Here is a 19,957-nt window from a genome sequence, read left to right on the forward strand (position 1 = left end):
CAGCTCAGACCACCGGGGCCGTCCGGCGCAGCCGCAGAGCGCGCAAGAGATAGTCGTAGCCGGTGAGCAAGGCGACCACGACCGCGGCGGTCATCAGCACCCGAGCGATGTCGTGCCCGAAGCCGGTGAACGGCAGGATCCAGAAACCGGTGCCGAAGCCGAGCAGCATCGTCTTCAGCTTCCCACCGCGGCTGGCCGCGATGACGCCGCGGCGGATGACCCAGAACCGCAGCAGCGTCACGCCGATCTCCCGGACCAGCACGATGATCGTGACGATCCACGGCAGGTCGCCCAGCGTCGACAACCCGATCAACGCGGCGCCGGACAGGGCCTTGTCCGCGATCGGGTCGGCGATCTTCCCGAAGTCGGTCACCAGCCCGCGGCTGCGGGCCACCCGGCCGTCGAGGGTGTCGGTGACCGCGGCCACCGCGTACACCACCCAGGCGAACCAGCGCCATGAGTGGACGTGCCCGCCGCCGTGGAACAGCACGACAACGAAAACCGGGACGAGCAGCAGACGCAGGGCCGTCAGACCGTTTGCCAGGTTGGCGGCGCCGACTCGCGAGACGGGGTCAGCCAGATGATCCTGCGTCAGGGCACTCACCCGACCGCCCCGGCCAGCGCGCCGGCGAGTGCGCCGCCGCTCACCCCGACCGCCTCGGCCACCAGGTCCACCCCGAAACTCCCGACCACCCGGGCGGTCACGAACTCCCCGACGCGCGACTCGAACGGCCCGACCAGCACCACCCCGCCGTCGACCTCCGGCGCCTGATGCGCCGCGCGGCCCTCCGCGACCGCGGGCCCGAACCGGTCGTCCCCCGGGTAGTCGCCACCCTCGGTCGACTCGACCAGCACGATCACCTCGTCACCGACCCGGTCGGCGGCCCGGTCCTCGGCCACCTGCTCGACCAGCCGCGTGATCCGCTCGAGCCGATCGCGGATCTCCGCCTCGTCGACCTTTCCGTCGAACGCGACCGCCTCGGTGCCGTCCTCGTCGGAGTAGCCGAACACGCCGACCGCGTCGAGGCGGGCGGCACTGAGGAAGCGCTCCAGCTCCACGACGTCGGCCTCGGTCTCGCCGGGGAAGCCCACGATGACGTTGGTCCGGATCCCGGCGCCGGGCTGCCGCGAGCGGATGCTGTCGATCAGCTCGAGGAACCGGTCGGTGTCGCCGAAGCGGCGCATACGCCGCAGCACGTCGGCCGACGAGTGCTGGAAGGACAGGTCGAAGTACGGGGCCACACCGGGGGTGCCGGTGAGCACGTCGACCAGCGACGGGCGCATCTCCGCCGGCTGCAGGTAGTTCACCCGCACCCGTTCGACGCCCTCGATCTGCGCCAACCGCGGCAGCAGTCGCTCGAGCAGGCGCAGCTCGCCGAGGTCCTTGCCGTATGACGTCGAGTTCTCCGAGACCAGCACGATCTCGCGGACCCCGCCCGCGGCCAGCCAGGCCGCCTCCTCGAGCACCTCGACCGGCGGCCGGGACAGGAACGCGCCGCGGAACGACGGGATCGCGCAGAACGCGCAACGCCGGTCGCAGCCCGAGGCCAGCTTGAGCGGGGCCATCGGCCCGCCGTCGAGCCGACGACGCAGCGGACGCGGGCCGCTGCCCGGGCCGGCCCAGGCCAGCAGGTCCGCGACCGGGTCGGTGCCGGCTGGTGCATGCCCGGGAACGGAGACGCCACCGGCGGCGGCCGGACGGTCGACGGGGGTCAGCGGCAGCAGCGCGCGGCGGTCGCGGGGGGTGTGCGCGACGTGCGAGACGCCGGCCACCGCGTCGCGCAGCCGGGAGCCGATGTCGCCGTAGTCGTCGAAGCCCAGGACGCGCGCCTCGGGCAGCGCCGCAGCCAACTCCGCTCCGTAGCGCTCGGCCAGGCAGCCCACGGCGACGACGGCCCGACCGGCCGCGCCGTCGACGATGTCGGAGGCGGCCAGCAGGGCGTCGATGCTGTCCTTCTTCGCAGCCTCGACGAAGCCGCAGGTGTTGACGACGATCACGTCGGCGCGCTCCGGGTCGTCGCCGACGACCCAGCCCGCCCCGGCCAACCGGCCCGCCAACTCATCGGAGTCGACCTCGTTACGGGCACAGCCCAGGGTCACCAGGGACACGGTCGGGGTGGCCGACACCTCGACGGGTGCCTGCACGACCGGACGGGGTTCGCGGCGGCGCGCGGTACGGCGCACCACCGCGTCCGCCGGACGCGGTCGACGCGGGCGCGAAGTCACAATTCACCAGCCTACGCGGCATTCGGGACCACTCCAGCCACCCGCACCGCCAGGGCACGCCCGGGTCAGCCGAGCACGGCCACCACAAGCAACGCGACAGGGTAGATCCCAGCCACCGCGAGCGCGCACAGCAGCACCAGAGTCCAGTTCCGCGGCATCCGAATCTGCGGCCGGCCGCCGACCCCGTAGGTCACGGTGTGCACGCCGCCGTACCTGGCGTCGAACTCCTGCAGCAGCGGTTCCGGGTCGACCCCGACCGCGCGGGCGATGCTGTCCAACCGCCCGCGGGCGAAGATGTCGGCGCCGCAGCCGGAGTAGTCGTCGTTCTCGAACTCGACCAGGCGGGCCACGCCGATCCGGGTGATCCGGGCCAGTTGGTCGTGGGTCAGGCCGGCCGACTGCCGGGCTGCGGCCAGCGTCGCGCCGATGCCGGTCGACGGCATGACCGGGTCGGACTCCCGGCGGCTGCCGGGCACGCGCGCCTGGGCAGCCGGACGGGGCTCGCTCCGGGGCGGGACGACCACCGCAAGCTCGGTGTACCGCTCGTCGATCGCATTCGACAGTCCCTGGGCGAGGACCTCGAGTTGAACGGCGACGAGATCGAGGTCTGCCGCGTCGATGACGGGGTGCTCCGCCGCCGTGACACCCCGATCATCGATGATCGGGCGGGGCACTCTCATACCCGGAGTGTCAACTCTCATACCCGAAACATCAGCTTCCGCGGGCTCCGCCTCAGCCACCGGGATCAGCACCACCCCGCCGACGACCTCGTCGTCCTCGGGGTCGATGAACTCCGCCGCATCGAGGGGCGGGCCCCAGGGGTCGGTCGGCGTGAACGGGATCCACTCGGCCACGGCCGCTTCGGCTACCGGCTCATCGACCGGCTCATCGACCGGCTCCTCCGGAACCTCGTCGACCGGGGGCGCCGGCGCCTCCCCCTCGAAGGCACCGGGCGCCTCGGCCGGAGGGTTCTCGTCCGCCGCGTACTCCGGCTCGTCCGGCTCGTCGTCGTACAGCGGGCAGTCGGGGTCGTGCGGGAGCTCGATCCCGAACACCGTGGAGGTCCAGTCGGCGGGTTCCGGCTGCCAGCGCCGGCCCCCGGCGCGCGCCTCGCCGGCCGAGTGCACGCGGGGCGGCCCACCGGTCGCCGGTTCGGCGACCAGTTGCTGGACCCGGGCCGATGAGCTGCCGGCTTCGGTTCGCGACTTGCTGACGCGGATCATGCCCTCCCAGCGGCGCTGGGCCTGGCTCTGCTCCGGGTTCGTCTCCTCGACGATCGGCTCGTCCATCACTCACTCGCCTCGCAATCCGGCGACCACATCGGGCGCCTCGTCCGCGGGAATCAGCACGTCGCGAGCCTTCGAGCCCTCGCTGGGCCCGACGATCCCGCGACTTTCCATCAGATCCATGAGCCGACCGGCCTTCGCGAAGCCGACCCGCAACTTGCGCTGGAGCATCGACGTCGAGCCGAACTGCGACGTGATCACCAGTTCGGCGGCCTGACAGAGCAGGTCGAGATCGTCACCGACCTCGGAGTCGATCTCCTTGGTGGAGGCCGCCGGGACGGTGACGTCGTCGCGGTAGACCGCCTCCATCTGCTTCTTGCAGTGCTTGACGACCGCCGCGATCTCCTTCTCGGGCACGAACGCGCCCTGGACCCGGATCGGCTTGCTGGCGCCCATCGGCAGGAACAGGCCATCGCCCTGTCCGACGAGCTTCTCCGCGCCCGGCTGGTCGAGGATGACCTGCGAATCGGTCCGCGAGGAGGTCGCGAACGCCAGCCGCGACGGGACGTTGGCCTTGATCAGACCGGTGACAACGTCCACCGAGGGTCGCTGCGTGGCGATCACCAGGTGGATGCCGGCGGCGCGGGCCAGCTGCGTGATCCGCTGGATGTGGCCTTCCACGTCGCGCGGGGCGACCATCATCAGGTCGGCCAGCTCGTCGACGATCACCAGCAGGTACGGGTACGGCTTGTAGATCCGCTCGCTGCCCAGCGGCGGGATGAGCCTGCCCTCGCGTACCGCGGAGTTGAAGTCGTCGATGTGCTTGAAGCCGCTGTGTTCCAGGTCGTCGTAGCGCATGTCCATCTCGCGGGCGACCCAGCCGAGGGCGTCTGCCGCTCGCTTCGGGTTGGTGATCACCGGGGTGATCAGGTGCGGGACGCCCTCGTACGCGGTCAGCTCGACCCGCTTGGGGTCGATGAGGATCAGCCGCACCTGGTCCGGGGTGGCGCGCATCAGGATCGAGACGATCAGCGCGTTGATGCAGCTGGACTTGCCGGCGCCGGTGGCACCCGCGATCAGGATGTGCGGCATCTTCGCGAGGTTGGCGCAGACCATGCCGCCCTCGACGTCCTTGCCCAACGCCACCAGCATCGGGTGCGGGTTGTCGGTCGCGGTGGGCGAGCGCAGCACGTCGCCCAGGGACACCAGTTCGCGGTCCGCGTTGGGGATCTCCACGCCGATCGCGGACTTGCCGGGGATCGGCGAGAGGATCCGGACGTCGGCGCTGGCGACGGCGTAGGCAATGTTCTTGCTTAGGTTGGTGACCTTCTCGACCTTCACGCCGGGGCCGAGTTCGACCTCGTACCGGGTGACCGTCGGGCCACGGGTGAATCCGGTGACCTCGGCGTCCAGGTCGAACTGCTCGAGCACACCGGTCAGCTGCCCGACGACGTGGTCGTTGGCGGCGGTGCGTGCCTTGTGCGCGGTGCCCGCGGACAAGGCGGTCGGGACAGGTAGGCGGTAGCCGCTGTCCTCGCCGGTCCCGCCGGCGGGCGGCGCGGTGACGCCGATGACGTCGGTCGGCTTGTCCGTGGTCGAGTCCACGACCGTCGCGGGCACGGGCCCCGGGGCGGGTGGGGGGACCGGCGCGGGCCTCGGCTTCGGCGGCGCCGGGAAGTCGACGAGCAGGTCGTCCGCGGGCGGGCCCGGGGCGGGCACGCGACGAGCCGGGCGGGGCACCGGTGTGAGGACGGGGGTGTCGAACGGGATCTCCCCGTCCGTGCCGGGCTTGCGGCCGCGACCACGCCGTGGCGCCCGGTCGGCCTCCTGGTCGTAGGGGACGTCGCCGTCGCCGTAGGCCTCGCTGTGGGCCGGCTCCCATTCCCCCGGAGGGCCGAGCAGCGGCGTGGCCAACGCCCGCAGGCGCTCGGGCACCTGGCGCACCGGGGTCGCGGTTACCACCAGCAGACCGAAGACGGACAGCAGGACCAACAGTGCCGCGGCCACCGCGGAGGCCGTCGCCGCGGCCAGGGGCCCGGCGGCCAGGTAGCCGATCATGCCGCCGGCCCGGTGCATGGCCCCGGTGCCCTCCTGCGGGCGCGGGATGCCGTCGTGCAGTTCGACCAAGCCGCAGATGCCGAACGCCAGGCAGGAGGTGCCGACGGTGACCCGGCCTCCGGCCGAGCCGTCGCCGGTGTTGCGCAACACATGGACGCCCAACGCGATCAGCGCCGGCGGCACCACCAGGCCCACCGAGCCGAGGCTGCCGGAAACCACCGCGCGGACCACCGCACCGACAAAGCCGTGCAGGCCCCACCACTCACCGGCGGCGACCACCACGGCCAGGCCGACCAGGCTCAGGCCGAAGCCGTCGCGGCGGTGCTCCGGATCGAGTTCCCGCGCCGAACGGTTGACGCTGCGGATGACCTTGCCGATCCCGCGGGCGATGCCCAGGTAGATGCTCTCGACGAGCACCCACAGCCCCATGATCAGCCCGGATACCGGGTTGACCTTCATGGTCGAGACGGCGACCCGGCGCAACCGCGTGTTCGCGGTGCCCGGCGGGTCCAGCACGCTGCCCGCAGATCCCTTGACCGGCCGGGCGGAACCGCCTCGCCCGGCCGAAGCCTTGCGCTTGGCGGCCGGCGTGGATTTGGGCACACGTGTAGCCATGGCGCCACTTTAATCTCAAATGCCCCACAGACCACTTGAGCCACGCCGCCGTCAGGGCGCCGTGGTGACCGGCGTGCGCTACACCAGGACGACGACCGGCACGATCATCGGGCGACGCCGGTAGGTCTCGTTGACCCACTTGCCGACGACCCGGCGGATCAGTTGCTGCAGCGTGTGCTGGTCGTCCACGCCGCCGGTGGCCGCACCGTGCAACGCCTCGACGATCCGGGGCAGCACCCCCTGCAGTGCCGCGTCGTCGATCCCCGAGCCGCGCGCCGAGACCTCGGGGCCCCCGGTGATCTTGCCCGTGCTGGCGTCGAGGACCACGAAGACCGAGACGAACCCTTCCTCGCCGAGGATGCGCCGGTCCTTCAGCGAGGCCTCGGTGACGTCGCCGACCGACAGTCCGTCGACGTAGACGTACCCGCACGGCACCGAACCGACGATGCGGGCCGAACCGTCGACCAGGTCGACCACCACGCCGTCCTCGGCCATCACGATCCGTTCGGCCGGGACGCCGGTCAGCATTGCCAGCTCGGCGTTGGCGCGCAGGTGCCGCGGTTCGCCGTGGACCGGCATGACGTGGCGCGGCTTGACCAGGTTGTAGCAGTAGATGAGCTCGCCGGCCGAGGCGTGGCCGGAGACGTGGACCATCGCGTTGGACTTGTGCACCACGTTCGCGCCGAGGCGGGTCAGCCCGTTCACGACCCGGAAGACGTCGTTCTCGTTACCCGGGATCAGCGAGGAGGCCAGCACGACGGTGTCGTCGGCGAGGATGCTGATCGCGTGGTCGCGGTTGGCCATCCGCGACAGCGCCGACATCGGTTCGCCCTGCGAGCCCGTGCAGAGGAGCAGGACCTTCTCGGGCATCAACTCGTCTATGGCCTTCATGTCGATCAGCAGGCCGGGCGGGACGTGCAGGTAGCCCAGGTCGCGCGCGACGCCCATGTTGCGCACCATCGACCGGCCCACCATCGCGACCTTGCGGCCATGCGCGTGCGCCGTGTCCAGGATCTGCTGGACGCGGTGCACGTGCGAGGCGAAGCAGGCCACGATGATGCGCCGCGAGGCCTTGCCGAAGACCCGGTCGAGCACCGGGCCGATGTTGCGCTCGTTCGGGATGAACCCAGGAACCTCGGCGTTGGTGGAGTCGACCATGAACAGGTCGACGCCCTCGGCACCGAGCCGCGCGAATCCCGGCAGGTCGGTGAGCCGGCCATCGAGCGGCAGCTGGTCCATCTTGAAGTCGCCGGTGTGCAGCACCAGCCCCGCCGAGGTCCGGATGGCCACCGCCATCGCGTCCGGGATCGAGTGGTTGACCGCGAGGAACTCGCAGTCGAACGGTCCGAACCGCTCGCGGTCGCCCTCGACTACCTGCAGCGTGTACGGCCGGATGCGGTGCTCGGCGAGCTTGGCCTCGACCAGCGCCAGGGTTAGCTTCGACCCGACCAGCGGGATGTCGGCCTTGCGGCGCAGCAGGTAGGGCACCGCGCCGATGTGGTCCTCGTGGGCGTGGGTGAGCACGATCGCCTCGACGTCGTCGAGACGATCGGCGATCGCCGAGAAGTCCGGCAGGACCAGGTCGACGCCGGGTTGGTGAGCCTCCGGGAACAACACGCCGCAGTCGACGATCAGCAGGCGGCCGTTGTTCTCGAACACGGTCATGTTGCGACCGATCTCGCCGATGCCACCCAACGAGACGATCCGCAGTCCGCCCGGGGCCAGGGGCCCGGGTGCGGGCAGTTCCGGGTGCGGGTGGCTCATACGGCAGCCTCACGGTTCGGGGCGACCGGGCACACCGTGCGACTTACGTTCACTTGTCGAATTCCCGTCTGTTGATCCACCGCGGAAACCGCGGTCGCCGCTCAGCCAGAGCCGAGCGGGACCCCGCCCGCGACCAGGTCCGTCCGCAACTGCTCGATCTGGGCCGGCGTGGCCGGGACCAGCGGTAGTCGTACGCCGCCCCCGGGGCGGCTCTGCAAAGCCAGCGCGGCCTTGACGAGGATCGTGCCCTGCGTGCGGAAGATGCCCTCGTAGACGGGCAGCAGTTCGCGGTGCAGAGCGGTCGCCTCGACGGTCGCGCCCGACGTGTAGGCCTCGACCAGTCGCCGCAGGCGCGGGCCGACCAGGTGGCCGACCACGCTGACGAAGCCGACCGCGCCGATGGACAGCAGCGGCAGGTTGAACATGTCGCTGCCCGAGTAGTACGCCAGGTCGGTGGCGGCCAGCACGACGCTCGAGGCGCCGAGGTCGTCCTTGGCGTCCTTCACGGCGACGATGCGGTCGTGGTGGGCCAGGCGGATCAGCGTCTCGCCGGCGATCGGCACGCCGGAGCGCCCCGGGATGTCGTAGAGCATCACCGGCAGGCCGGTCGAGTCGGCCACGGTCCGGAAGTGCTCGTACAGGCCTTCCTGCGGCGGCTTGTTGTAGTACGGGGTCACGACCAACAGACCGTGCGCCCCGGCCTTCTCGGCCGCCCGCGCCAGTTCTACCGTGTGCCGGGTGTCGTTGGTGCCGACGCCGGCGATGATCACCGCGCCGTCGCCGACGGCCTCGACGACCGCCCGGACGACCCGCTCCTTCTCGGAGTCGGTCGTGGTCGGCGACTCGCCGGTGGTGCCGTTGAGGACCAGGCCGTCGTGGCCCGCGTCCATCAACTCGACCGCGAGCCGCGCGGTGCCGTCGAGATCGAGCTCACCGTGGGCGTCGAACGGCGTGATCATCGCCGTCAGCACCCGACCGAACGGGGTGGCGGCGCTCACCGCTGAACTGGACATGTTCGAAGTATCCCGCATGACCCGCCTCGACAGCGGACAACTGCCCCGCTCACCGGTCGGACCGACCCAGCACTAGGGGGCGACCCGGCCGTTGTCGTCGAACGCCGCGTGGGTGAGCGGCATCAGCTCGGCCCAGCGCCGCTCCATCTCCTCGGCGACCATCTCGATCTCCCGCTGCGGGAACGAGGGGAACGCGGAGTCCTCGCGCTTGGTGCGCAACGACAGGAAGTTCATCAGCGCCCGGGCGTTCATGGTCACGTACATCGACGAGAACGTCGTGACCGGCAGGACGATCCGGGCCACCTCCCGGGCGATCCCGGCCGCGAGCATCTCCTGGTAGGCGGCGTACGCGGCCCGGCAGGAGTCCTCGGTCAGCCGGGTGACCAGCGCGTGCTGCTCCGGGGTGCCGTCGACGAAGTGGTACGCGCCGGGCTTGCCCTCCTGACGCAGCATGCGCTCCGGGCCGGGGACGTAGAACACCGGACGCAGCTCCCGGTATCGGCCGCTCTCCTCGTTGTACGAGGCGATCCGGTGCCGCATGAACTCGCGGAACACGAAGATCGGCGCCTCGACGAAGAACGTCATCGAGTTGTGCTCGAACGGGCTGCCGTGCCGATCGCGCATCAAGTACCGGATCAGCCCGGCCGAGCGCGACGCGTCGGAGTCGACGTCGGCCCGTGAGGCCTCCCCCTTGGTCGAGACCCGGGCCGCGAACAGCACGTCCGCGTCCGCCGCATTGGCCTTGACCAACTCCACCGTCATCGCGCTGCGGAACACCACCTCATCGGCAGCACTCGCGGTGTCGCCCCCGGCCGATGTCACGGCCACCTCTGTCACAGTCATAACGCCCCTCGGTCCGAGAACAGATCTTGCCGGGAGCCACTGACAGTTTCCGCAGTGGCTCCCGATCGATCGGTCTCAGCCGCGGTGCAGCCCCTGGCGACGGCGCCGAGCGATGGTCACGACCGTGGCGCCCAGGCCCAGCAGGGCGAGACCCGCGGCACCGGTGTTGCGCATGGCATGGCCGTTGGCGCCGGTGCTCGGCAGGTCGTGCGGGACGTGGGCGGCCTCGACCACCTCGGCCCCGGTGCAGTCGACCTGGCTGACCACCACGTCGACGCCGACCAGTCCGTTGATGTTCTCCGCAGCCGGGCGGGGCGCGGTCGGGGCTGCGGCGCGCTGCGGCGCGGTCAGGTCGCTGCCGTCGGACTTCTCGTGCGCCCGGACGTCGGCGCGGGTGCTCTCCCGCGAGAGTGCGCTCGGGTCGGACTTGGTCTGGTTGCCGTAGTACGCGCCCGGCGAGTCCTGGTGGATCGCGGCCGGCTCGCCCGCCGCCGGCTGGGCGTCGGCCTGCGGGGCCGAATCAGCCTGCGGCGCGGTGTCGGCCTTCGGGGCGGTCGTGGGCTTGGGCGTCGCCTTGGTGGCCACCGCCGGGGCGGCGCTCGGCTTCGGGGTCGCGGCCGGATCGGCGGCCGGCGCCTCCTGGGCCGGGGCGGAGTCCTTGGCGCCCCGCTCAGCACGGCTGTCCATGCCGGCCGACGAAGGCTCGGTCGAGTCGTCGGCTGCCGGATGGCGCGAGATCGAGGCGCCGTCGGCCTTGTCGGTGGTGGTGGCGCTGCTCCCCTGCTGCGGGCCGGCGGGGGCTGCCGGAGCCGCTGGGGCTGCCGGAGCCGCGGGGGCTGCCGGAGCTGCTGGGGCTGCCGGAGCCGCGGGGGCTGCCGGAGCTGCTGGGGCTGCCGGGCGCGCGACGGCCTGGGCGCCGCCCTGGTGGGCGGTCGCGGCCGGGTGCTGGGCGGCGTAGTCCCGTCGGGCCGACTGGTCGGACTGTGCGCCGTGCCGGACGTTGCCGAGCGTGGAGTCCGAGCCGACGAGCTGCTCGAGCGTCTTGCCGGTGGCCTTCTCGACGGCGTTGGTCACCTGCTGGGCCAGCTGGCGGACCTCGGCGATCGTCGACCTCAGCGCGTCGGACAACGCCGCCGGCGCGACGACCAGGTGCACGTGCAGCGCCCGGACCTGCAGCTCGCCGCCGGGCAGCTCCCGCTGCTCGTTGACGTAGATGCCGCCGGACAGCAGCGCCTTCAACGAGTCGGGGATTTCCACCTTGAAGTTGGGGCCCGGGTCGACCGGGATCTGCTGGCCACCCAGCTCCAGGCCGAGCACCTGCGAGTCGCCGACGACGTTCCTGCGGTCGGCTGAGCAGTCCGCGTTGAGCACCCGGGCACCGAGCAGGCCGCCCAGCACGCCGAGCGAGGCCGTGTGCGCGTTCGAGTGCAGCGAACCGTGCCCGTCGATATCCGAGGACTCGTTGAGCACCTTCAAGGTCGCGACCTGGGAGAGCTCCTCGGGCAACGTGAGCACACTGCCCGCACCGCCGGTCGGGAACTTCACGCCGCCCGGCAGCAGCGAGTCGATGATCGTGGTACCGCCCACCCCGACCTGGACGTGCAGCGCGATCGCCGAGCCCTTGTAGGCCGGGACCTCCGAACCCGCGGCGCGCGCCGTGGGGCTCGCGAGGAGCACCCCACTGGAGAGCAGGGCCGGCGCAGCAATCAACGCGGCGGCACGACGAGGAACGCGGAGCGGCATGTGAATCCTTGTTCGGTAAGGCGATCACCGATCGCTGGGGTGGGTTGCCTGGACAATATCCGCCGCGTCGGACACATCGGAACTTTTCCGAAGATCGGACGGCGTGTGTGCCACCTGATTTGTCCGAAGCGTCGGCCACGCCGCCCTTGCTTCAACGCAAAGAAATCAGGCGAATGCGTTCAGTGATCAATTGGCGATCTGACGCTGTGCCATTTGTGCTGTGGGGTTCACGAAAGGTCGAGAAAGTTCTCCAGTCCGACGGTGAGCCCGGGGACGCCGGCGGCCAACCGACGGACCCCGAGCAGTACCCCGGGCATGAACGAGGACCGGTGCAACGAGTCGTGCCGGATCGTGAGCGTCTCGCCGACGTCGCCGAGGATGACCTCCTGGTGCGCGACCAGGCCCCGCACCCGCAACGAGTGGATCGGCACGCCCTCGACCTTCGCCCCGCGAGCCCCGGGCAGGCCGGTGCGGGTGGCGTCTGGCATCGGTCCCCGGCCCGCCTCGGCACGCGCGGCGGCCATCAGCTCGGCGGTGCGCGCCGAGGTGCCGCTGGGCGCGTCGGCCTTGTCCGGGTGGTGCAGCTCGATGATCTCGGCGGAGCCGAAGTACCGGGCGGCCTGCGCGGCGAAGCGCATCATCAGTACCGCGCCGATCCCGAAGTTCGGCGCGATCAACACCCCGACCTTCGGATTTGCGGCCAGCAGGCCCCGGACCATGTCCAGCCGAACCTCGTCGAACCCGGTGGTTCCGACGACCGCGTGGATGCCGTTCGTGATCGTGAACTCGAGGTTGCCCAGGACCACGCCGGGGTGGGTGAAGTCGACGACGACCTGCGCCCCGGCGTCGACCAGGCCGCCGATCGGGTCGTCCTGGTCGACCCGGGCCACCAGCTCCATGTCGTCCGCGCCCTCGACCGCCAGGCAGGTCTCCTGACCCATGCGGCCGGCCGAGCCCAGAACCCCGACCCGAATCGTCACGGTGCCTCCTGGGTTCGCTCGTGCTCCTCGCCCGTTCCTCGCTCCTCGCAGTCGCTCACGATGCCTGCCCGCCGAAATCTCTGTCGGGCTCGAACGGGCCGACCACCGCCAGGGTCTGCGGGGCGCCCAGCAGCTCGCGGGCCACGGCGGCGACCTCGTCGAGGGTCACCGAGTCCAACCGATCCAGCACCTCATCGACCGGGAGCAGTTCGCCGTAGGCGACCTCGGACTTGCCCAGCCGTGACATTCGTTGGCCGGTGTCCTCCAGCCCGAGGACGTAGCCGCCCTTGAGTTGGCCGATGCCGCGGGCCAGTTCCTCGGGCGTGATGCCGTTCTCGGCGACCGCCGCCAGTTCGGTGCGGCAGACGTCGAGGACGTCGTCGATCTTCTGCGGCAGGCAACCGGCGTAGATGGAGAACGCGCCGGCGTCGGCGTACTGCGCGGTGTAGCTGTAGACCGAGTAGGCCAGCCCGCGCTTCTCCCGGACCTCCTGGAACAGCCGCGAGCTCATGCCACCGCCCAACGCGGAGTTCAGCACCCCCATCGCGAAGCGGCGCGAGTCGTTGCGCGCCAACCCGGGCATCCCGAGCACGAGGTTGGCCTGCTCGGTGGGCCGGTTCAGCACCCGCACGCCGGGCCGGGCGGCCTGCCGGGCCACCCCGTGCCGCACGGCCGCGGGGGCGGAGTCGTTGCCCAGCGCATCGGCCTTGTTGAACGCCGACCGCACCTGCCGGACGACCTGATTGTGGGTCAGATTCCCGGCGGCGGTGACGACGATGTTCGGGGCCACGTAGCGCCGGCGGTAGTAGCCGGCGATCGCGGTCCGGTTCAGGCCGCGGATGGAGTCGACCGTGCCGAGGATCGGACGCCCCAGCGGGGAGTCGCCGTGCAGCATGCCCGCGAACGCCTCCTGCACCGCGTCCGAGGGGTCGTCCTCGTTCATCGCAATCTCTTCGAGGATCACGTCGCGTTCGGCGTCGACGTCGGCCGAGGAGATCAGCGAGGAGGTGACCATGTCGACGATCACGTCGATCGCCAGCGGCAGGTCGGCGTCGAGCACCCGTGCGTGGTAGCACGTGTACTCCTTGCTGGTGAACGCGTTCAGGTCGCCGCCGACGGCCTCCAGGGCCGCCGAGATCGCCAACGCATTGCGACGCCGGGTGCCCTTGAACAGCAGGTGCTCGAGATAGTGCGTGGCACCGGCCAGGCTGGGCGTCTCGTCCCGCGAGCCGACTGCCACCCAGATGCCGAACGTCGCCGACCGCACGGACGGCATCTGCTCGGTCAGCACCCGCAGGCCACCGGGCAGCACGGTGCGGCGCACCCCACCGGAGTCCGGGCCTGGAGCCAGCAGCGTCCGGGTGGACCCCGGACGCTGCTGGCCGGACGTCAGATTCCTGGCCGTCACTCGTCGGCGCTGCCGGCGGGCTCCTCGCCCTCGACCACCGGGATCAACGACAGCTTGCCGCGCGGGTCGACCTCGGCGATCTCGACCAGCAGCTTGCTGCCCACGGCGACGATGTCCTCGACGTTGTCGACCCGTTTGCCGCCCGCCAGCTTGCGCAACTGCGAGATGTGCAGCAGGCCGTCGCGGCCGGGAACCAGCGAGACGAACGCGCCGAACGTGGTGGTCTTGACCACCGTGCCCAGGTAACGCTCGCCGACCTCCGGCATGGTCGGGTTGGCGATTGCGTTGATCGTGTTCCGCGCGGCCTCGGCAGCCGGACCGTTGGTCGCTCCGACGTAGATGGTGCCGTCGTCCTCGATCGAGATCTCGGCGCCGGTGTCGGCCTGGATCTGGTTGATGATCTTGCCCTTCGGGCCGATCACCTCGCCGATCTTGTCGACCGGGATCTTGATCGTGATGATCCGCGGCGCGTAGTCGCTCATCTCGTCCGGACCCTCGATCGCCTCAGCCATCACGTCGAGGATGTGCAGCCGGGCCTCACGGGCCTGGGTCAGCGCGCCTGCCAGCACCGAGGCGGGGATGCCGTCGAGCTTGGTGTCCAACTGCAGCGCGGTGACGAACTGCCGGGTGCCGGCGACCTTGAAGTCCATGTCGCCGAACGCGTCCTCGGCGCCGAGGATGTCGGTCAGCGTCACGTACTCGCCGCCCTCGGAGACCAGACCCATCGCGATGCCCGCCACCGGTGCCTTGAGCGGGCAGCCGGCGTTGAGCAGCGACAGGGTCGAGGCGCACACCGATCCCATCGAGGTCGAGCCGTTCGAGCTGAGCGCCTCGGAGACCTGCCGGATCGCGTAGGGGAACTCCTCGCGCTTGGGCAGCACCGGCAGGATTGCGCGCTCGGCGAGCGCACCGTGGCCGATCTCGCGCCGCTTCGGCGAACCCACGCGACCGGTCTCACCGGTCGAGTAGGGCGGGAAGTTGTAGTTGTGCATGTAGCGCTTCTTCGTCTCGGGGTTGAGCGTGTCGATCTGCTGCTCCATGCGCAGCATGTTCAGCGTCGTCACGCCCAGGATTTGGGTCTCGCCACGCTCGAACAGAGCCGACCCGTGCACCCGCGGGATGACCTCGACCTCGGCGGTGAGCTGCCGGATGTCGCGCAGCCCACGGCCGTCGATGCGGATCTTGTCCTTGACGATCCGGGCCCGGACGGCCTTCTTGGTGACCGACCGGAACGCGGCGGACAGTTCCTTCTCGCGGCCCTCGAACTGCACGGCCAGCTTGGCCAGGGTCTCGGCCTTGACGCGGTCGAGCTCCGCCTCGCGCTCCAGCTTGCCCGCGATCGCCAGCGCCGCGGACAGTTCGGCCGACGCCGCGGTCGTGACCGCTTCGAGGACGTCGTCCTGGTAGTCCAGGAAGATCGGGAACTCGGCGGTCGGCTTCGCCGCCTTGCTCGCCACCTCGACCTGAGCGGCGCACAGCGCGGCGATGAACGGCTTCGCGGCCTCCAGGCCTGCCGCGACGACCTCCTCGGTCGGCGCGGTGGCGCCGCCGGCGATCAGGTCGATCGTCTCGGTGGTGGCCTCGGCCTCGACCATCATGATGGCGACGTCACCGTCGTCGAGCGCCCGCCCGGCGACGACCATGTCGAAGACCGCACGCGCCAGCTCCGAGTGGCGCGGGAACGCCACCCAACGCTCGTCGATCAGCGCGACGCGCACGCCGCCGATCGGTCCGGAGAACGGGATGCCGGACAGCTGCGTGGACATCGAGGCCGCGTTGATCGCGACGACGTCGTAGAGGTCGTCGGGGTCCAGCGCGAACACCGTCTCCACGATCTGGATCTCGTTGCGCAGGCCCTTGGCGAAAGTCGGCCGCAGCGGCCGGTCGATGAGCCGGCAGGTCAGGATCGCGTCCTCGGACGGACGCCCCTCGCGGCGGAAGAACGAGCCGGGGATACGCCCGGCGGCGTACATCCGCTCCTCGACGTCGACGGTCAGCGGGAAGAAGTCCAGACCCTCCCGCGGCGACTTGGCCACGGTCGTGGCCGACAGCACCATCGTGTCGCCGTCCAGATAGACGGCGGCACTACCTGCGGCTTGCTTGGCAAGTCGGCCGGTCTCGAACCGGACGACGCGGGTGCCGAACGGTCCGTTGTCCAGACGGGCTTCGGCGAATGTGATTTCGGGACCCTCCATGGGCGCCCCCTCCTTAGGTGACGGAGGCGGCCGGGTGCCTAGGGGCCAAGCGACCGGTCTTCGATCGAGGCACACGGGGTTCCGTTATGCAGGATCCGGGGGCCACTACCGAGGACCGGCGGCGGGAGGCCCGCAGCGCCGACCGCTCCTTCGGTGTCAGTTTCATCGGTGGAAAATCCGACGGGCGGAACTAGCGGCGCAGCCCGAGCCGTTCGATCAGGGAGCGGTAGCGCGCGATGTCGGTCCGGGACAGGTACTGGAGCAGGCGGCGACGGCGACCGACGAGCAGCAGCAGGCCGCGCCGGCTGTGGTGGTCGTGCTTGTGCTTCTTGAGGTGTTCGGTCAGATCCGAGATGCGCTTGGTGAGCAGCGCGACCTGCGCCTCCGGGGAGCCCGTGTCGTTCTCGGAGAGCGCATAGTCGGTGAGGATCGACTTCTTCTGGGCACTGTCAAGCGGCATAGCTGGAACTCACAACTCCTCAGGGGTCGCTGCGCGGTGCTCCGGGGCAGGTCCACCCGGGCGCTCTCGATCCGCGGCCGAAAGTTACGGCAGCGTGAAGGTTACCAGTGGGTGACGCAACTCCTGACCAGCGGCCCCCTGGCCGGTCCGCGGCGGGCGGCCGGTCAGCCCGGTCCGGTCGGCGTGGGGCCCAGCAGCGCCCGGGTGTCGGCGACGTCCTGGTCCATCTGCGCCACCAAGGTCTCGACCGAGTCGAAGGACTCCATCCCGCGCAGCCGGGCCACGAACTCGACGGTGACCCGCTGGTCGTAGAGGTCCAGGTCGTCGCGGTCGATGGCGTAGGCCTCGACACGACGCTCCAGGCCCTCCTCGAACGTCGGGTTCGAACCGACCGAGATCGCCGCCGGCATCCGGGGCTCCCCCGGCCGGGCCAGCCAACCGGCGTAGACGCCGTCGGCCGGGACGGCCAGGCCGGGCGGGCAGGCCAGGTTCGCCGTCGGGAAGCCCAGCTCGCGTCCGCGCCGCTCACCGCTGATCACCAGGCCGGTCAGGCTGTGCGGCCGGCCCAGGATCTCCGCCGCGCCGGCGACGTCGCCGGCCGCGAGCAACTCGCGGGCCCGGGTGGAGGACAGCCGCGCCACCGAGTCCCGCTGGACGTCGATCGGGTCGACGGTGAAGCCGAACTCCTTGCCCTGCGCCTGCAGGCCGGGCACGTCGCCGGAGGCGTTGGCGCCGAAGTGGAAGTCGGCACCGACCACCACCACCGAGGTCCGCAGGGTCTCGACCAGCACCGTGTGGGCGAACTCCCGGGCCGAGGCCGCGGCTACCGCGGGCGTGAACGGGATGATCAGCGCCGCCTGCGCCCCGGCCTCGCCGAGCAGCCGCAGCCGGTCCTCCAGGGTGGTCAGCAGCAGCGGGGCACGCTCGGGGCGCACCACGGCCATCGGGTGCGGGTCGAAGGTGAGCGCGACCGGCACGTGCCCCAGCTCGGCGGCATGCGCAGCGGCCCGCTCGACGAGCATCCGGTGCCCCCGGTGGACCCCGTCGAACACTCCGACGGCAACCACGGTTGGACCGACGTCGGCGACGTCGCGCAGCCCGCGCCAGACCCGCAAGCCGCCTCCCGCCAAGGAATACCGAATCCGGGCCATCGTATGGACCTGCGTCCTGATCCGGTTACTCGACTTCCCCGGGGCCGGCCAACGAGCCCGCCCGGCGGACCTGCGGTCAGGGCAGGTTCGGCGTCCGGAACCGTCGGTAGGTGAGGCGCCGGAGGAGGACCTCGGCCGGGCCTCGGTAGCCCCGCCGGCTCATGGCCTCGGCCACCACGACGCTCAGCGCCCAGGTCGCGATGGCCAGAACCGCGGTCGACAACAGCCCCAGTCGGTTGCCGAGGCCTCCGCCGTAGGAGGCCAGTACCCCGACGAACACCACGGACTGCAGGATGTAGCAGGTCATCGACCGCTGGCCGCACGCGGCCAGGGCCGTGACCACCCGGCCCGGCCGGTCGCGGAATCGGATCGCGAGGAGTCCGGCCAACGCGGCATAGCCGACTGCGCCGGCGTACCCGGTCACCGTGTGCGCCACCCCCGCCAGGTCCATGCTCGTCGAGGGCGACCAGTTCAGCGGCAGGGAAGCCGCCTGCACCGCCAACGGCAGACCGCCCAGATAGCCCAGTCCCAGGCCGATGACCGTCACCCGGAGCAGCAGCCGGCGATGCCGTTCCGGCTCGTCGAGGATCCGTCGCCGGGCCGCCCAGGCGCCGAGCAGGACGGGCGGCGCCGCCAGGAACAGCGCCGTGGGGATACCGAACGTCAGCCAATCGGAGAGCCGGCCCCCGACCCCGCGCAGCCAACCGGTCGCCGCCAGCGACTGCAGGGACGGCAGGTAGTACTCCTGGCCGTGGGGTCGGGACGCATACGACCACGCGGCGACGGCGCCGATCGGCACCATGCCCAGACCCGCCGCGATCAGCAACTTCCGGTCGCTGGTCCGGACCAGCACGCCGGCCAGCGCGACGGCGACCAGCCCGTAGGCCCCGATGATGTCCCCGCCGAACAGCAGTACCGCGTGCAAGAACCCGATGAGGATCATGCACCAGCCGCGCCACCGGATGAGGCTCCGGACGGTGTGCTGGTCGGCACCCTCGCGGGTGTGTCGACGCGACAACTGCACGGCCCCGTAGCCGAACAGGAACGCGAACAACGGAAGTTCGCGACCGTCGAAAAAGGTTATCGGGATCAGTACGGCCAGCCGTTCGGCGGTCGACTCCGGGATGGGGTAGGCGTGCAGGCCGACCGGGCGGTGTTGGTACAGGAACAGATGGGCGTTGCCCAGCGCGATCAGGAGCAGCATCGCCCCCCGCGCCAGATCCGGTGCGAGTGAACGCGCCGAAACCTCGGTCGCGCCGAACCGCTCCCGGGTCGCTGCGTCATGCCGCTGCTCGAGCACGGGCCCCCCCTTCCGAATCCGTTCGCACCACGGCTGCGCGGTGTCGGAACCACCAGTCCAAGGCCGCCACCGCGACCGCTGTCCCGCCCATGCTGGTGAGCCCCCCGAGGGCGTCGGTCCGGGAGTCCTTGAGCATCTCGGTGACCCGGCCGTCGGCGGCTACCGCGACTACGAGCAGGAGGTTGTAGACCACGTGGAGAGCGATCGCGGCCTCCAGACCACCGGTGCGCCAGGTCAACCAGAACATCGCGAGACCGAAGAAGAGCTTGTCCGCGAAGGACCACACGTCGTGGATCGGGTGCACCGCGACGAACATCAGCGAACTTGCCAACGCCGCAGGCCAGACTCGGCGGGTCCAGGTCGCCACCGCCTGGGTCAGGTACCCCCGGAAGACGATTTCCTCGGCGGCCGCCTGGAACGGGAGGACCAACACGATCGCCGCGAACAACGGCAGGAAGGCCTGCCAACCGATCCAGCCGGCCGCCCCGGCGATGGGGTCGGGCTCGGCGGCGAACTCCGCTCTTTTCGCCAGCACCATCGGGATGAACGCAGGCGTCGCGACAGCCAACCCGACGACGAACAGGCCCGCTCGCGGACGACCTGAGGCCGACAGCAGCACTCCCGGGCGCACCCGGTGCACCAGGACCACCGCCGCCACGGCGCCGGGAATCAGCAGAGCGATCTGCAGTCCCACAGCGGTCACGTCGGCCGCCGTGCTCATCCGGTCGGCGTCCGCTCCGAATACCGTGGAGAGGATCTGGACCAGCACCGTCGCCGGGATTCCCCAGACCAGGACAAGCACAGTCGAGCCCGCGAGTGGATGCCACCACCGGGTGTTGGCCACGCGGAGCAGGTAGGGATACCCCGCGCCGCCGCCGGGCGCGCCGTTGCCGGAAGACGCCAAAACTTCCGGGGCCCGGCCGGATACCGGGACGCGCGTCTTGGCCGAAGGGTTCACCGAACGAAGTTAGCGCC

At 71.0% G+C, this 19,957-nt stretch carries 15 protein-coding genes; all 15 read right to left on the reverse strand.

Features of this window, described 5'->3' with window-relative positions; translation table 11 throughout:
* Nucleotides 1–4 precede the first annotated feature (4 nt).
* Nucleotides 5–604, reverse strand: coding sequence for a CDP-diacylglycerol--glycerol-3-phosphate 3-phosphatidyltransferase (gene pgsA / locus VHU88_09010; GenBank protein ID HEX3611809.1), 600 nt, complete (start codon nt 602–604; stop codon nt 5–7).
* Nucleotides 601–2,184, reverse strand: a complete 1,584-nt coding sequence (locus tag VHU88_09015; GenBank protein HEX3611810.1) for a radical SAM protein — start codon at nt 2,182–2,184, stop codon at nt 601–603. The genes pgsA and VHU88_09015 overlap by 4 nt, the downstream gene beginning before the upstream one ends.
* Before the next feature lie 107 nt (nt 2,185–2,291).
* On the reverse strand, nt 2,292–3,515 hold the full coding sequence (locus VHU88_09020) for a helix-turn-helix domain-containing protein (GenBank protein ID HEX3611811.1): 1,224 nt from the start codon (nt 3,513–3,515) through the stop codon (nt 2,292–2,294).
* A gap of 3 nt (nt 3,516–3,518) precedes the next feature.
* The gene (locus tag VHU88_09025) at nt 3,519–6,125 is read right to left on the reverse strand and encodes a DNA translocase FtsK (GenBank protein HEX3611812.1); all 2,607 of its coding nucleotides are present in this window, start codon (nt 6,123–6,125) and stop codon (nt 3,519–3,521) included.
* Nucleotides 6,126–6,203: 78 nt separating this feature from the next.
* Nucleotides 6,204–7,889, reverse strand: coding sequence for a ribonuclease J (locus tag VHU88_09030; GenBank protein HEX3611813.1), 1,686 nt, complete (start codon nt 7,887–7,889; stop codon nt 6,204–6,206).
* 101 nt (nt 7,890–7,990) lie between these two features.
* Nucleotides 7,991–8,902 carry a 4-hydroxy-tetrahydrodipicolinate synthase gene (dapA, locus tag VHU88_09035; protein HEX3611814.1) on the reverse strand — a complete coding sequence of 304 codons (912 nt, stop codon included), beginning with the start codon at nt 8,900–8,902 and terminating at the stop codon, nt 7,991–7,993.
* Between the two features lie 72 nt (nt 8,903–8,974).
* A complete protein-coding gene (gene thyX / locus VHU88_09040) occupies nt 8,975–9,730 on the reverse strand; it encodes an FAD-dependent thymidylate synthase (protein ID HEX3611815.1) in 756 nt (251 codons plus the stop codon).
* 90 nt (nt 9,731–9,820) lie between these two features.
* Entirely contained in the window at nt 9,821–11,488 is a 1,668-nt protein-coding gene (locus VHU88_09045) for a choice-of-anchor P family protein (protein HEX3611816.1), read from the reverse strand.
* Nucleotides 11,489–11,715: 227 nt separating this feature from the next.
* The gene (dapB, locus tag VHU88_09050; protein HEX3611817.1) at nt 11,716–12,468 is read right to left on the reverse strand and encodes a 4-hydroxy-tetrahydrodipicolinate reductase; all 753 of its coding nucleotides are present in this window, start codon (nt 12,466–12,468) and stop codon (nt 11,716–11,718) included.
* Between the two features lie 55 nt (nt 12,469–12,523).
* Nucleotides 12,524–13,876: a pitrilysin family protein gene (locus VHU88_09055; protein ID HEX3611818.1), complete on the reverse strand. Its 1,353-nt coding sequence runs from the start codon at nt 13,874–13,876 to the stop codon at nt 12,524–12,526.
* Nucleotides 13,873–16,071, reverse strand: a complete 2,199-nt coding sequence (locus VHU88_09060; GenBank protein HEX3611819.1) for a polyribonucleotide nucleotidyltransferase — start codon at nt 16,069–16,071, stop codon at nt 13,873–13,875. Before VHU88_09060 ends, VHU88_09055 begins: the two co-directional genes overlap by 4 nt.
* Nucleotides 16,072–16,261: 190 nt before the next feature.
* Nucleotides 16,262–16,531: a 30S ribosomal protein S15 gene (gene rpsO / locus VHU88_09065; protein HEX3611820.1), complete on the reverse strand. Its 270-nt coding sequence runs from the start codon at nt 16,529–16,531 to the stop codon at nt 16,262–16,264.
* 164 nt (nt 16,532–16,695) lie between these two features.
* Entirely contained in the window at nt 16,696–17,646 is a 951-nt protein-coding gene (locus tag VHU88_09070; GenBank protein ID HEX3611821.1) for a bifunctional riboflavin kinase/FAD synthetase, read from the reverse strand.
* A gap of 112 nt (nt 17,647–17,758) precedes the next feature.
* Nucleotides 17,759–18,982 carry a DUF418 domain-containing protein gene (locus VHU88_09075; protein ID HEX3611822.1) on the reverse strand — a complete coding sequence of 408 codons (1,224 nt, stop codon included), beginning with the start codon at nt 18,980–18,982 and terminating at the stop codon, nt 17,759–17,761.
* On the reverse strand, nt 18,963–19,940 hold the full coding sequence (locus VHU88_09080; protein HEX3611823.1) for a type II CAAX endopeptidase family protein: 978 nt from the start codon (nt 19,938–19,940) through the stop codon (nt 18,963–18,965). The genes VHU88_09075 and VHU88_09080 overlap by 20 nt, the downstream gene beginning before the upstream one ends.
* Nucleotides 19,941–19,957 lie beyond the last annotated feature (17 nt).

This window comes from Sporichthyaceae bacterium, assembly GCA_036269075.1.
Lineage (GTDB): Bacteria > Actinomycetota > Actinomycetes > Sporichthyales > Sporichthyaceae > DASQPJ01.

Excerpts from the sequence above, each read along its gene's own strand:
- VHU88_09020 (HEX3611811.1), bottom strand. The coding sequence starts at position 3,515 with ATGGACGAGCCGATCGTCGAGGAGACGAACCCGGAGCAGAGCCAGGCC.
- VHU88_09025 (HEX3611812.1), bottom strand. The coding sequence starts at position 6,125 with ATGGCTACACGTGTGCCCAAATCCACGCCGGCCGCCAAGCGCAAGGCT.
- VHU88_09030 (HEX3611813.1), bottom strand. The coding sequence starts at position 7,889 with ATGAGCCACCCGCACCCGGAACTGCCCGCACCCGGGCCCCTGGCCCCG.
- dapA (HEX3611814.1), bottom strand. The coding sequence starts at position 8,902 with ATGTCCAGTTCAGCGGTGAGCGCCGCCACCCCGTTCGGTCGGGTGCTG.
- VHU88_09045 (HEX3611816.1), bottom strand. The coding sequence starts at position 11,488 with ATGCCGCTCCGCGTTCCTCGTCGTGCCGCCGCGTTGATTGCTGCGCCG.
- VHU88_09060 (HEX3611819.1), bottom strand. The coding sequence starts at position 16,071 with ATGGAGGGTCCCGAAATCACATTCGCCGAAGCCCGTCTGGACAACGGA.
- rpsO (HEX3611820.1), bottom strand. The coding sequence starts at position 16,531 with ATGCCGCTTGACAGTGCCCAGAAGAAGTCGATCCTCACCGACTATGCG.